We start from the raw sequence: 13,255 nt of genomic DNA, 5'->3' as shown, positions 1-13,255 counted from the left end.
ACCGGGAGCTCAGATCCCCGTTCCGGTTCGCCGCAGGACGCGCAGGGAGCCGGTCACCGTGATCTCGGTGAACGCGCCCGATTCCAGGGCCCGGAGGTAGACGCGGTAGGGGGCCTGGCCGGTGAACTCGTCGGCGGGGTCCGGGAACACGTCGTGGATGACGAGGAGGCCGCCCTCGGCGACATGCGGCGCCCAGCCCTCGTAGTCGCCGCTCGCGTGCTCGTCGGTGTGGCCGCCGTCGATGAAGACCAGGCCGAGGGGCGTGCCCCAGAAGGCGGCGATCTGCGGCGAGCGGCCGACCAGCGCGACCACGTGGTCCTCCAGGCCCGCCCGGTGAAGGGTGCGGCGGAAGGTGGGGAGTGTGTCCATCAGGCCGATCTCCGGGTCGACCGTGGACGGGTCGTGGTACTCCCAGCCCGGCTGCTGCTCCTCGCTGCCCCGGTGGTGGTCGACCGTGATCGCGGTCACCCCGGCCTCGCGGGCCGCGTCGGCGAGCAGGATCGTGGAACGTCCGCAGTAGGTGCCGACCTCCAGGAGCGGCAGCCCGAGCCGTCCGGCCTCGACGGCGGCCTCGTACAGCGCGAGTCCCTCACCCCGCGGCATGAACCCCTTCGCGGCCTCGAAGGCGGCGAGGATCTCGGGCTTGGGTGCCGCGGGCATGGGTTCCTCCATCGGTGCGAACAACAGGGGTGCGTGGAGCACTGCCCGGGTGTACGGATCCCCGGCCGCCCCATCGTGCACCACACCCCCGCCGCACGGGCGGCGGGGGTGGCGATGATCACTCGTGGGGAAGGTCCCCGGGTCAGGCCGTGACCTCGGCGTTCTCGCCCGGCAGCGACAGGTCGAGGGCGACCGGACGGTCGTCGCCGGTGTGCGTCGCCGACGAGGCGAGCGGGCCGTGGCCGGCGGCACGGGCGGCGAGCACGTAGGCGCCCTCGGCCGGTACGGCGAGCGCGTAGCTGCCGTCCTCGGCGGAGAAGGTGGCGCCCGCCTGGCGGCCGCGCCGGTCGATCAGGGTGACCTTGGCACGGGCGACCGGGCCGCCCTCGGCGTCCAGGACCTGGCCGCGGAAACCGCCGAGCACCTCGTGCGCCCGCTCCAGCGCCGCGTCCTCCTCGCTGCTGGCCACCAGCGAGGGCTTGGTGGCCGGTCGGCGGCCGGGCAGGAACAGTGCCATGAGCACGCCGACCGCGACCGCGCCCGTGGCGATCAGGAAGGACACGCGGAAGCCGTGCATGGTCGGGACGGCGGCCCCGCCGACGTGGTGCGCCGTGTTGGCGAGCACCATGCCGATGACGGCGCTCGACACCGACGTACCGATGGAGCGCATCAGGGTGTTCAGACCGTTGGCCGCGCCCGTCTCCGAGGCAGGGACGGAACCGATGATCAGGGCGGGCAGCGAGGAGTAGGCGAGGCCGATGCCCGCGCCCAGGATCACCGCGATGACCAGCGACTGCCAGGCGGCGCTCATCAGGCCGAGACCGGCGCCGTAGCCGATCCCGATGATCACCATGCCGATGATCAGCGTGACCTTCGGGCCGTACTTCGCCGACAGCCGGGCGTACACGGGGGCGGTGAGCATCATCGTCAGGCCGAGCGGTGCCACGATCAGGCCCGCGTTCACCATCGACTGGCCGAGGCCGTACCCGGTGGACGTCGGGAGCTGGAGGAGCTGCGGCAGGACCAGCGAGACGACGTAGAAGGAGACACCGACCATGATCGAGGCGAGGTTGGTGAAGAGGACCGCGGGGCGGGCCGTGGTGCGCAGGTCGACCAGGGGGGCTTTCAGCCGCAGCTCCATCACGCCCCACAGCAGCAGTACGGCGACGGACGCGCCGAACAGGCCGAGCGTGGTGGGCGCGGTCCAGCCCCAGTCGCTGCCCTTGGTGATCGGCAGCAGGAAGAGCACGAGCCCGGCGGACAGGCCGATAGCGCCCAGCACGTCGAAGGTGCCCTCGGCGCGCATCGGGGACTCCGGCACGAAGACGAGGGTGAGGATGATCGAGAGGACGCCGAGGCCGGCGGCGCCGTAGAAGAGGGCGTGCCAGTCCGCGTGCTGCGCGACGAGGGCCGCGGCGGGCAGCGCGAGTCCGCCGCCGACGCCGATCGAGGAACTCATCAGGGCCATCGAGGAGCCGAGCTTCTCGCGGGGGAGCAGGTCGCGCATCAGGCCGATGCCCAGCGGGATCGCACCCATCGCGAAGCCCTGGAGCGAACGGCCCACGATCATCGGCAGCAGTGCGCTGGTCAGCGCGCTGACGAGGGCGCCGACCACCATGATCGACAGGCTGGTCAGCAGCATGCGCCGCTTGCCGAAGAGGTCGCCGAGGCGGCCCATGATCGGGGTGGCGACCGCGCCCGCGAGCAGGGTCGAGGTCAGGACCCAGGTGGCGTTGCTGGGCGCGGTGTCCAGGAGCGTCGGCAGATCCTTGATGACCGGGACGAGCAGGGTCTGCATCACCGCGACAACGATGCCCGCGAAGGCGAGCACCGGCACGGTCGCGCCGCCCGGCCTGCGCGCGGTCCTGCCGGTCGTCGTGTGCGTCATTGCGGGGGGCCTCCAGGCCGTGAGTAAAGGGGGCTCTCGGGAGAGCGAGGGGAGGGGCGGTCCCTGTGGATGCGGGGAGGGCGGTCTGTCTGGTGATCCCTGGGGGCAGGGGGACGCCGGTCGGGTGGTCCACGCGGGTACGTGCAGAGGGAACCGGTCCGCCCGGGCAACTATTCCGATGCTTCGGCGTACTAACGAATTCTTGACCGAGCCATGGGTATCTGACCTATCGTCAGAATGGAACGTGTTCTAGTCTGGCGCGGATCCACGCACCTTGGGCCTTTGGGGAGGCATGCATGGGCATCGCGGTCACGCCGGAGCAACGGGAGCTCGCCGAGGCCGCGCGCGGCTGGATCGCCCGCGCCGTGCCGCCCGAGGAGGTCCGCAAGCTCCTGGACGCGCCGGGTGGCGGCAGGCCTCCGTTCTGGGACGCGCTCGCCGCGCAGGGGCTGCTCGCCGTGCACCTTCCCGAGGCCTGCGGCGGTGGCGGCGGCGACCTCGTCGATCTCGCCGTCGTCGTGGAGGAGGCCGCGCGGGCGGCACTGCCGGGACCGTTCGCCGCGAACGTCCTGGCGGCCGCGGTGCTGGCGGCGGAGCTTCTGGGCGAAGCGGGCGAGGCAGGTGAAGCGGATGATTCTGCGCGCGGGCCCGGGTTCGACCCTCCGGTGGGGGCGCCGGGGCACGAGGGCCTCGTACGGGAGGGGCCGGCTGATCTCGTACGGGATCCGGGTCGTGCTGATTTCTTAAGGGATCCGGGTCGTGCTGATCTCTTACGGGCGCTGGGGTGCGGGGAGCGCATCGGCGCCGTCGCGTTCGGCGCGGGCTCCCTGACGGCCCGGGCGGTGGACGGCGGATACGTGCTGGACGGGGCAGCGCCGCCCGTGCTGTCCGGTGCCGACGCGGACGTGCTCGTACTGGCGGCGTCGAGTGCCGTGTCCGGACACCCGCTCGGTGCGGGTGCCGTGTCCGATCGCACCCCCGACACGGGCGGCGTGTCCGAGCGCACCCTCTGGCTGGTGGTGGACGCCGTCGATCTGGAGGTCCGGCCGCACGACAGTGCCGATCCGACCCGGGGGACAGCCGAGGTCCGGGCCCGGGGGGTGCGGGTCCCCGCCGGCCGTGTCCTCGCGGTCGGCCCCTCACTGGTCCGGGACCTGGCCGCCGTCGTCCTCGCCGCGGACGCCTGTGGCACCGCGGCCTGGTCGCTGGACACGGCCGCCGGGCACGCCAGGGTCCGCGAGCAGTTCGGCCGCCCCATCGGACACTTCCAGGGCGTCAAGCACCTGTGCGCCGACATGCTGCTGCGGCTGGAACAGGCGAGGGCGCTCACCTGGGACGCGGCACGCGCCGGACAGGAGCCGCACGGCGTAAGGGAGTTGGCGGCCGCACTCGCGGCCGGCACCGCCCTCGACGCCGCCTGCTCCTGCGCCAAGGACTGCGTCCAGATCCTCGGCGGCATCGGGTTCACCTGGGAGCACGACGCCCATCTGTATCTGCGCCGGGCCCTGGTGGCACGGCAGTTGCTCGGGGCCGGGAGCGGACATCTGCGGCGGGCGGTACGGCTCGCGCGCGACGGCGTACGGCGGGAACTGCGCCTCGAACTGCCGCCGGAGGCGTCCGCGTACCGGGCCGGGACCCGGGAGGTGATCGACCGGGTGCGCGGGCTCGCTCCGGCGGACGCCCGCCGGTCCCTGGCGCCCACCGGGTACGCCGCCCCGCATCTGCCGCCGCCGTACGGCCTCGGCGCGGGGCCTGTACAACAGCTCGCCGTACAGCAGGAGTTGAACGAAGCCGGAGTGCGGATCAGTGATCTGGGGATCGCGACCTGGGTCGTGCCGTCCCTCATCGCGCACGGGACCCACCGGCAGCAGGAGCGCTATCTGCTGCCCACCCTGCGCGGCGACCTCCTGTGGTGCCAGCTCTTCTCGGAGCCCGGCGCCGGATCCGACCTCGCCTCGCTGCGCACCCGCGCCGAGCGCACCGCCGACGGGCGGTGGCGGATCAACGGACAGAAGGTGTGGACGAGCGCGGCGCAGTGGGCCGACCACGGGATCCTCCTCGCCCGGACGAACCCGGCCGCGCCCAAGCACAAGGGGCTCACCTACTTCGTCGTCGACATGAAGAACACGGACGGCATCGACATCCGCCCCCTGAAGGAGATCACCGGGGACTCCCTCTTCAACGAGGTCTGGTTCGACGACGTGCTGCTGCCCGCGGACGCCGTCGTCGGTGAGGTCGACGACGGCTGGCGGGTCGCGCGCAACACGCTCGGCAACGAACGCGTCCACATGGCCGACCAGTTGACCTTCGACACCGGCCTGGAGGCGCTGATACCGGCCGACGCCGACGGCCCCCGGCTGGGAGCACTGCTGGCCGAGGCGCACGCCCTGGCCTGCATCACCCTGCGTACCACCCTCCGCCAGGTCTCCGGCGTCGAACCGGGCGCGGGCGCCTCCGTCCGCAAACTCGTGCAGACGGCACATCAGCAGAAGGTCGCCGAGCTCGCACTCGAACTCCTCGGCCCCGAAGGCGCGTTGTGCGAGGGCCCCGGCGAGCGGGCCGTGCACGGCTTCCTGCTCTCCCGGTGCCTGACCATCGCGGGCGGCACCACCCAGGTCCAGCTCAACCTCGTCGCCGAGCGCATACTCGGCCTGCCGCGAGACTAGGAGTGCCATGACGGCCAGGAAGACGTACGTCGTCGGTGTCGGTATGACGAAGTTCGAGAAACCCGAGACCCGGGACTGGCAGTACTGGGACATGGTCCGGGAGGCCGGCTCGGGCGCCCTGGCCGACGCGGGGATCTCGTACACGGACGTGGAACAGGTCCCCGTCGGCTACTGCTTCCAGGCGTCCACCGCCGGCCAGCGCGCCGCCTACGAACTCGGCCTGACCGGCGTGCCCGTCTACAACGTCAACAACAACTGCGCCACCGGAGCGAGCGCGTTGATGCTGGCCCGGCAGTTCGTCGAGGGCGGCATCAGCGACTGCGTCCTCGCGCTGGGCTTCGAGAAGATGAAGCGGGGCTCGCTCGGATCGGGCGCCGACGGCGGGGACTTCGCCACATCACCCGTCGCCCGCCACTACGGAGTCATGGCCGCCCGGCACGGCTTCGAGATGTCCCCGCCCACCGCGCAGATCTTCGGCGACGCGGCCCGCGAGCACATGGAGCGGTACGGTACGACCGAGGCCCAGCTCGCCGCCGTCGGCGCCAAGAACCACCGCCACTCCGCGAACAACCCGTACGCCCAGTTCCAGGACGTGTACTCCGTCGAGGAGATCCTCGCCGCGAAGGCCGTGCACCGGCCGCTGACCCGGCTCCAGTGCTCACCCACCTCCGACGGGGCCGCCGCTGCCGTCGTCGTGTCCGAACGGTTCGCCGAGCGGCACGCGTTGGAGGACAGGGCGGTCGAGATCGTCGCGCAGGCGATGACCACCGACACCGAGGAGTCCTTCGCCTCCGGCTCCTGCGTCGACGTCGTTGGGCAGCCGATGTCGCGGGAGGCCGCGCGCCAGGTCTACGAGCGCTCCGGACTCGGCATCGAGGACGTGGACGTCGTGGAGCTCCACGACTGCTTCTCCGTCAACGAACTGCTGACCTACGAGGCGCTCGGCATGTGCGCGGAGGGCGAGTCGGGCGCACTCGTCGAGTCGGGGGCGACGACGTACGGCGGTCGCTGGGTGGTGAATCCCTCCGGCGGGCTGATCTCCAAGGGCCACCCCCTGGGGGCCACCGGGATCGCGCAAGTGGCCGAGCTCGTATGGCAGTTGAGGGGACAGGCCGAGGCGCGCCAGGTCCGGGGGGCGCGGGTCGGACTCGCGCACAACATCGGGCTGGGCGGCGCGGCGGTGGTCACGCTGCTGCGCGCGGGAGCCTGACCGGTCCTAGGTCCCATGCCGTACGCCGGCCTGCGCCGAAATCCTGATGCAAGGGGTGTAAGCGGGTTGAGAGCATGACAGCCATGCTCCGAGCCGCTGAAGACATCCGGACATCCGCCCCTGCCGCCCCGCCCACCTGGGTGGTGATCGCGCTCGCGTGTGCCGGGCAGTTCCTGGTCGTCCTGGACGTGTCCGTCGTCAACGTGGCCCTGCCCTCCATGCGGGCCGACCTGGGGCTGAGCGCCCCCGGACTCCAGTGGGTGGTGAACGCCTACTCCATCGCCTTCGCCGGATTCATGCTCCTCGGCGGGCGGGCGGGTGATCTGTACGGGCGCAAGCGGATGTTCCTGGTGGGCCTCGCGCTCTTCACGCTCGCCTCGGTCGCCGGCGGCCTCGCCCAGGAGGGCACCCAGCTGCTGCTCGCCCGCGCCGCGCAGGGCCTGGGGGCTGCGGTGCTCGCGCCCTCGACACTCACGATCCTGACGTCGGCCGTCCCCGAGGGCGCCGCACGCGCGCGGGCCATCGCGACCTGGACCGCCGTGGGCGCCGGCGGCGGCGCGGCGGGCGGACTCGTCGGCGGACTGCTGGTCGACGGGCTGTCGTGGCGCTGGGTGCTCCTCATCAACGTGCCCGTCGGCGCGATCGTGCTGGCCGGCGCGGCGCGATGGCTGGTGGAGAGCCGGGCCGGGGACGGGCGACGGCTCGACCTGCCGGGCGCGCTCCTGGTGACGGCGGGACTCGCGACCCTGGCGTACGGGATCGTCCAGACGGAGGCCGACGGCTGGACCGCGGCGGCGACGCTCGTACCGCTGTGCGCGGGAGCGGCTCTCATCGGGCTCTTCCTGGTCGTCGAGGCGCGGACGAGGGCGCCCCTGATGCCGCTGAAGCTGCTGCGGCTGCGGTCGGTGTCGTCGGCGAACGCGGCTGTGTTCGTCTCCGGCTCGGCGATGTTCTGCATGTGGTTCTTCATGACGCTGTACGCCCAGAACGTGCTCGGCTACTCGCCGCTCGGCGCGGGCCTCGCCCTCGTGCCGAGCTCGCTCGCCGTCGTCATCGGCTCGAAGTCGGCGCCCCGCCTCATGCCGGTCGTCGGCGCGCGCAACGTGGCGGTCCTCGGCACCCTTCTCGCCGCGGCAGGGTTCGGCTGGCAGTCGACCATGACGGCGGACGGCCCGTACCTCACGGCCATCATGTTCCCCGGCATCCTGATGATGGCGGGCGCCGGCCTGGCCGCGACGCCGCTGGCCGCGCTCGCGACCTCGGGCGCGGCGCCGGAGGACGCGGGAGTGGTCTCGGGCCTCGTCAACACCTCCCGGGTGATGGGCGGTTCACTGGGGCTCGCGGTCATGTCCACGATCGCTGCGTCCCGTACCGGGGGAAGCGTCGCCGGGGAGGCACTGACCGCCGGGTACGCGCTGGCGTTCCGCGTCAGCGGCGTGATGCTGCTGGCCGGGGCGGTCCTGATGCTGCTTTGGCTGCCGCGGAGTGCCGCGCGGCGGTGAGGCAACGAAATCCGATGCTCGCGGACTCCTTCAAATATCTAGGAGGTGCTCATGGGGGATCGGAAACAGGCTCGGGACGAGGAGTTCCAGAGCTTCGTCGTCGGCCGCTGGCCGCGGCTGATGCGTACGGCATTTCTCCTGACGGGGGAGCAGCACGCCGCGGAGGACCTGGTCCAGACGACGCTGGAGCAGGTGTACGTGGCATGGCGCAGGGTCGGTGCGGCCGACGAACCGGATGCGTATGTGCGGCGCGTGATGATCAACGCGCACGCTCGCAAACACCGCAGAAAACTCAAGGAGTTCCTTGCGCCGAAGGACGACTCGGGGCTGAACCGCGAGGTCCCCGACAGCGGTGACCCGATCGCCCGCGCCGACGACCGCGGCGCCCTGATCACCGCGCTCGCCCAACTGCCTCCGCGCCAGCGCCAGGCGGTGGTCCTGCGCTACTGGGAGGACCTGAGCGAGAGCCGGACGGCCGAGGCGATGGGCTGCTCGGTGGGCGCGGTGAAGAGCAACGCGGCCAAGGGGATCGCGAAACTCCGTGTCATACCGGGCCTTGCGGACACGGTGACGCACGGAGGGCGGAAATGATGAGTGCGAACCGGGAGATGAATCACGACATGGCGACGGACGCGGACATCGCCCTCCTGCTGGCCGAGGCGGCGGACGAGGTCGAGATCGGTATAGCTCCGTACCAGGCGGTGCTGCGCGGCGGCCGACGCCGCAAGGCCCGCCGCTGGGCGTTGGTGGCAGCGGCGGCCCTGGTCGTCGCCGGTTCCACGGGGACGCTGGCGTTGGCGGGGGGAACGGACGACCACGGTGGGCGGGTCGAGCCGGCCGTGACCGCGCCGTCGACGCCCGAGCAGCGGCACGTGTACGAGCCGCAGAGGACCACGCTGGCCACGGCGTGGGACCACGGCAAGGAGTGGAACCTCGACGTCAGCATCTGGGGGGCGCCGGAGAACGAGGCGGAGGCGCAGTACCAGCGGGCCGGAATGAGCGACTACGCCCTCACGCCGACGGGCACCCAGGTCGCCTCGGACCTCATCGGCAAGGGCTGGGTGTTCGTCCGGCTCGCGGTGGGGGACGACAGTCCGGCAACGGTGCTCGACGGGCCGGTCGAGAAGGGCGACTCGTTCTCGGGCACGGACATCGAGGCCGCGGCGGTGCCGCTGCGGACCGGCCGGGCCGGTACGGCGGGGGCCTATCGGCTGCTGGTGATCGGCAAGGTCGCAACGACCGCCCGGGAGGTCACCTGCCGGTGGGACGACGGCACGTCGACCCGGGTTCCGATGGCGCCCGAGGGCGCCGGTTTCACCATGGAGTTCAAGCCGATGATCCGCCGGGTCGCGGGTTCCTCGGCGAACTGGTTCGTGTGCCTCGCCCCGGTGGGTACGAACTACAAGTCGGCGGCGGTGACGAGGTGAGGTGAGCGGAGGGGCGCGCCCCGCCCGTACCACCCGGGCGGGACGTGCGCCGGCGGGCGCCGGCCGAGGGATCGCGGGCCGGTGCCCGCTACAGCCACCCCTGTTGGCGGGCCTCCCGCATCGCCTCCATGCGGTTGCGGGTGCCCGTCTTGCCGATGGCGGAGGACAGGTAGTTGCGGACGGTGGACTCGGAGAGGTGCAGCTTGCCGGCGATGTCGGCGACAGTGGCACCGTCCACCGAGGCCTTCAGCACGTCGCACTCGCGGGCCGTGAGCGGATTGGGCCCGGCGCTCAGTGCGGCGGCGGCGAGCGCCGGATCGATGACGGTCTCCCCGGTCAGCACCCGGCGGATCGCCTCGGCCAGTTCCTCCACGGGCCCGTCCTTGACCAGGAACCCGGCGGCACCCGCCTCCATGGCCCGCCGCAGATAGCCGGGGCGGCCGAACGTGGTGAGGATCAGCACCCGGCAGTCGGGAGCCTGCTCACGCAGTTCGGCGGCGGCGTCCAGCCCGCTCATCCCCGGCAACTCGATGTCCAGCAGGGCCACATCGGGCCGGCTGGTCAGCACCGTGTCCACGATCTCGTCCCCCGCGGACACCTGCGCGACCACCTCGATGTCCGGCTCCATCCCGAGCAGCAGGGCGAGCGCCCCGCGCATCATCTGCTGGTCCTCGGCGAGCAGGACACGGACGGACTTGGCGGGCCGGTGGTCCCGGGGCATCTCGTTCACGCCGCCAAGCGTAAGGCGAGAGGGGTGCCCGGCCGCCCGTTCCGCACGCTCCGGCGGCCTTCCGAAAAATCGCCCTGGTTCCTGTCCGCGCGTCTTGACGGCCCCCGGTCGCGGGCAAATAATCGCCTCGGAATTCAGCGCTCCCCTTTGTCATTCCCGAGCCGGGCCGCTTTCCGTAAACGTTCGGAATTTCGACCGGGAATTGGTTCGGTATCTCGATCGAACAATGTCCGGTATATCGAACCGGGCACCCGCACTGTCCAACAAGGAACGGAAGAGGTGCACCGTGATGTCATCCTTCGTGCGCTTACAACACCTCAGAAACACGGTCCTGGCCGTGCTGTCGGTGATGGCGGCCGTCGTCGCGTTCGCCGTCGGCGCGCCGCAGGCCACCGCCGCGGGGTCGCTCCCCTGCGACATCTACGCCACCGCGGGCACCCCCTGCGTCGCCGCGCACAGCCTCGTCAGGGCGCTCTACTCGTCGTACAACGGCTCGCTCTACCAGGTGCAGCGCGCCTCCGACGGCGCCACCGCGAACATCGGTCTCCTGGCGGCCGGAGGATACGCGAACGCGGCGGCGCAGGACTCCTTCTGCAACGGCACCACCTGCATCATCACGAAGATCTACGACCAGTCCTCGCGCCACAACGACCTCACGATCGAGGGCGCGGGCGGGGCGGGCGCGGCCGACGTCGGGGCGCCCGCGGACGCGCTGCCGGTGACCGCCGGCGGCCACCAGGTCTACGGTCTGGAGATCTCGGCCGGCATGGGCTACCGGGACAACTCCACCTCGGGAGTCGCCACGAACGGTGCCGCCGAGGGGATGTACATGGTGACCTCCGGCACCCACGTCAACGGCAGCTGCTGTTTCGACTACGGCAACGCCGAGACCAACAACCTGGACACCGGCAACGGCCACATGGACGCGATCAACTTCGGCACCGAGTGCTGGTTCTCGCCCTGCTACGGCCAGGGCCCGTGGGTGCAGGCCGACCTGGAGAACGGGCTCTTCCAGTCGGACGCCGGATACAGCAAGAACACGTCGAACACCGGAACCGGTGCGATGCCCTTCGTGACCGCTTTGCTGAAAAACAACGGTCAGGACCATTTCGCGCTGAAATACGGCAACGCCCAATCGGGCAGTCTCACGACCACCTATTCCGGGGGTGAACCCACCGCCGGCGGCTACTCGCCCATGCACCAGGAGGGCGCGATCGTCCTGGGCACCGGCGGCGACAACAGCAACGGCTCCATCGGGTCCTTCTTCGAGGGTGTCATGACCTCGGGCATCCCGACGGACGCCGCGGACAGCCTGGTGCAGTCGAACATCGTCTCCGTCGGCTACGGCGGACCGACCGGCGTCACCGGCTCGCTGACGGCCGGGTCCGAGATCTCGCTGCGCGCGACCACCTCGTGCTGCACCACCGACTACATCCGCCACCAGGCCAACGCGGCGGTCGTCTCGGCGATCACGTCGAGCAGTCCGGCACTCGACAAGAGCGACGCCACCTGGATCGTCCGCCGGGGTCTGGCCGACAGCTCCTGCTACTCCTTCGAGTCGCGGAACTACCCGGGCGACTTCCTGCGGCACTACAACTACCAGCTCCTCCGGCAGCCCATGACCGGCACCACGCAGTTCAGACAGGACGCCACGTTCTGCGCCCAGGCCGGCAAGAGCGGTACGGGGACCTCGTTCGCGTCGTACAACTACCCGACGAGATACCTCCGGCACTACAACTACAACGTCTACATAGCGAGCAACGGCGGCTCGAACGCCTTCGACAGCGCCACCTCGTGGACGGACGACGTGAGCTGGGCCGTCACGGCCCCCTGGGCTCCGTAGCCGCCCGGCCGAAACGCGGCGGCGGGCCGGCCCGTGAGGGCCCGGCCCGCCGCCCCCTTCGAGGGGGTGCCGCTCACACCGGCGCCTCCGTCAGATCCACCGCCTCCACGGGGAGTTCGGCCCGCACCTCGAAGCCGCCGCGCGCAGTCCGTCCCGCCCGCAGGGAGCCGCCGGCCGTCGCGAGGCGTTCGGTGAGGCCCTTGAGGCCGGTGCCGCCGAGGCCCGGATCGGGATCCGCCGGGGAGGCGTCGGTGCCGTTGTCCGAGACGGTCAGACGGACGAGGTCCGCGGTTCCGTCCACGGTGATCTCGCAGCGCGTCGCGTCGCTGTGGCGTACGACGTTGGTGACGGCCTCACGCAGCACCCAGCCGAGCAGGGCCTCGGTCTGCGGGACCAGGGGCGGCCCCGACTGCCGGACGACCGGCTCCACCCGCGCGGCGGACAGCGCCGAGCGGGCGCCGTCCAGCTCCGTGGCGAGGCTGCCCTGGCGATAGCCGGTGACCGCCTCGCGGATCTCCGTCAGCGCCTGCCGGCCGACCGACTCGATGTCCGTGACCTGCACGAGTGCCGCGTCCAGATCGCGGGGAGCGAGGCGACGGGCCGCCTCCGACTTCACCACGATCACGGAGAGCGTGTGCCCGAGCAGGTCGTGCAGGTCGCGGGAGAAGCGCATCCGCTCCTTCTCCACCGCCCGGCGCGCCAACTCCTCGCGGGCCGAACGCAGTTCGCGTACCGCCTCGGACAGGGAGAGGATCGCGGCCGTCACCATCGTGGACAGGAACGTGCCGTAGGCGACGTTCACAGCGTCCCAGCCCGCCCGGACGACGGAGACCGCCGCGGCGACCGCCGTCAGACCGAGGCCGATCCTCCCGAGCCAGGGGCCGCGCACCACCGCCCCGGTGGCCAGCCCGAGCAGTGGGAAGAAGAACAGCCAGCTTCCGCCGTACCCGAGGGCCAACGCGAAGGTGATCACCCCCATCAGGACGAGCGCGACCCGGGTGGAGCGGGCCTCCCGCTTCGACTTCACGAACGCGCGGAACGTGACGTAGATGTACAGCGAGTTGAAGACGAACAGGCCCAGTGCGCCGACCCAGGGCTGCGGTGTCCTGCCCTGGAAGAGGTTGGAGAAGGCACCCATCCCCAGCAGCAGCCATGGCAGCAGTGCGAAGCCGGTCGGCGGCGGGCCTGGGTACTCGGGCGTCTCGCCGTCGCTCCCGCGCGCGGTCCGCCGCTCGGCCTTGAACCGTTCCATGTCGGCCTTCCAGCGGCTCCGGTCGGCCCGCAACGCGCGGACCTGGCAGCCGACGCCTCTCATCCAGGACATGTTCC

At 71.5% G+C, this 13,255-nt stretch carries 10 protein-coding genes; 6 read left to right on the top strand and 4 right to left on the bottom strand.

Features of this window, described 5'->3' with window-relative positions:
• Positions 1–9: 9 nt before the first annotated feature.
• Positions 10–660, bottom strand: coding sequence for a class I SAM-dependent methyltransferase (locus tag OG485_RS14825; protein WP_328668784.1), 651 nt, complete (start codon positions 658–660; stop codon positions 10–12).
• Between the two features lie 142 nt (positions 661–802).
• Positions 803–2,548, bottom strand: a complete 1,746-nt coding sequence (locus tag OG485_RS14820; protein WP_328668783.1) for an MFS transporter — start codon at positions 2,546–2,548, stop codon at positions 803–805.
• A 296-nt stretch (positions 2,549–2,844) separates the two neighbouring features.
• Between OG485_RS14820 and OG485_RS14815 the strand changes: the two genes are divergently transcribed.
• The 5 genes from OG485_RS14815 (at position 2,845) to OG485_RS14795 (ending at position 9,353) form a co-directional block, all read left to right on the top strand.
• Positions 2,845–5,214, top strand: coding sequence for an acyl-CoA dehydrogenase (locus tag OG485_RS14815; RefSeq protein WP_328668782.1), 2,370 nt, complete (start codon positions 2,845–2,847; stop codon positions 5,212–5,214).
• A gap of 7 nt (positions 5,215–5,221) precedes the next feature.
• Positions 5,222–6,424 (top strand): lipid-transfer protein, encoded by a 1,203-nt coding sequence (locus OG485_RS14810; protein WP_328668781.1) that lies wholly within the window; start codon positions 5,222–5,224, stop codon positions 6,422–6,424.
• A gap of 74 nt (positions 6,425–6,498) precedes the next feature.
• A complete protein-coding gene (locus tag OG485_RS14805; protein WP_328668780.1) occupies positions 6,499–7,926 on the top strand; it encodes an MFS transporter in 1,428 nt (475 codons plus the stop codon).
• Positions 7,927–7,977: 51 nt separating this feature from the next.
• The gene (locus tag OG485_RS14800) at positions 7,978–8,517 is read left to right on the top strand and encodes a SigE family RNA polymerase sigma factor (RefSeq protein WP_328668779.1); all 540 of its coding nucleotides are present in this window, start codon (positions 7,978–7,980) and stop codon (positions 8,515–8,517) included.
• Between the two features lie 29 nt (positions 8,518–8,546).
• Positions 8,547–9,353 (top strand): hypothetical protein, encoded by an 807-nt coding sequence (locus OG485_RS14795; RefSeq protein ID WP_328668778.1) that lies wholly within the window; start codon positions 8,547–8,549, stop codon positions 9,351–9,353.
• An 88-nt stretch (positions 9,354–9,441) separates the two neighbouring features.
• Here OG485_RS14795 and OG485_RS14790 read toward each other — a convergent pair whose 3' ends face one another.
• The gene (locus OG485_RS14790; RefSeq protein ID WP_328674454.1) at positions 9,442–10,074 is read right to left on the bottom strand and encodes a response regulator transcription factor; all 633 of its coding nucleotides are present in this window, start codon (positions 10,072–10,074) and stop codon (positions 9,442–9,444) included.
• A 298-nt stretch (positions 10,075–10,372) separates the two neighbouring features.
• Between OG485_RS14790 and OG485_RS14785 the strand changes: the two genes are divergently transcribed.
• Entirely contained in the window at positions 10,373–11,926 is a 1,554-nt protein-coding gene (locus OG485_RS14785; RefSeq protein WP_328668777.1) for an alpha-L-arabinofuranosidase B, read from the top strand.
• 73 nt (positions 11,927–11,999) lie between these two features.
• Here the strand turns inward: OG485_RS14785 and OG485_RS14780 are convergent, their stop codons facing one another.
• Entirely contained in the window at positions 12,000–13,250 is a 1,251-nt protein-coding gene (locus OG485_RS14780; RefSeq protein ID WP_328668776.1) for a sensor histidine kinase, read from the bottom strand.
• Between the last annotated feature and the right edge of the window lie 5 nt (positions 13,251–13,255).

Origin of the sequence: Streptomyces sp. NBC_00328, assembly GCF_036139655.1 — a bacterium.
Lineage (GTDB): Bacteria > Actinomycetota > Actinomycetes > Streptomycetales > Streptomycetaceae > Streptomyces.
The sequence above is the reverse complement of the archived record's forward strand: the minus strand, read 5'-3'. Positions and strand labels throughout refer to the sequence as shown.

Excerpts from the sequence above, each read along its gene's own strand:
- OG485_RS14805 (WP_328668780.1), top strand. The coding sequence starts at position 6,499 with ATGACAGCCATGCTCCGAGCCGCTGAAGACATCCGGACATCCGCCCCT.
- OG485_RS14780 (WP_328668776.1), bottom strand. The coding sequence starts at position 13,250 with ATGTCCTGGATGAGAGGCGTCGGCTGCCAGGTCCGCGCGTTGCGGGCC.
- OG485_RS14820 (WP_328668783.1), bottom strand. The coding sequence starts at position 2,548 with ATGACGCACACGACGACCGGCAGGACCGCGCGCAGGCCGGGCGGCGCG.
- OG485_RS14795 (WP_328668778.1), top strand. The coding sequence starts at position 8,547 with ATGGCGACGGACGCGGACATCGCCCTCCTGCTGGCCGAGGCGGCGGAC.
- OG485_RS14785 (WP_328668777.1), top strand. The coding sequence starts at position 10,373 with ATGTCATCCTTCGTGCGCTTACAACACCTCAGAAACACGGTCCTGGCC.
- OG485_RS14790 (WP_328674454.1), bottom strand. The coding sequence starts at position 10,074 with ATGCCCCGGGACCACCGGCCCGCCAAGTCCGTCCGTGTCCTGCTCGCC.
- OG485_RS14825 (WP_328668784.1), bottom strand. The coding sequence starts at position 660 with ATGCCCGCGGCACCCAAGCCCGAGATCCTCGCCGCCTTCGAGGCCGCG.
- OG485_RS14800 (WP_328668779.1), top strand. The coding sequence starts at position 7,978 with ATGGGGGATCGGAAACAGGCTCGGGACGAGGAGTTCCAGAGCTTCGTC.
- OG485_RS14810 (WP_328668781.1), top strand. The coding sequence starts at position 5,222 with ATGACGGCCAGGAAGACGTACGTCGTCGGTGTCGGTATGACGAAGTTC.
- OG485_RS14815 (WP_328668782.1), top strand. The coding sequence starts at position 2,845 with ATGGGCATCGCGGTCACGCCGGAGCAACGGGAGCTCGCCGAGGCCGCG.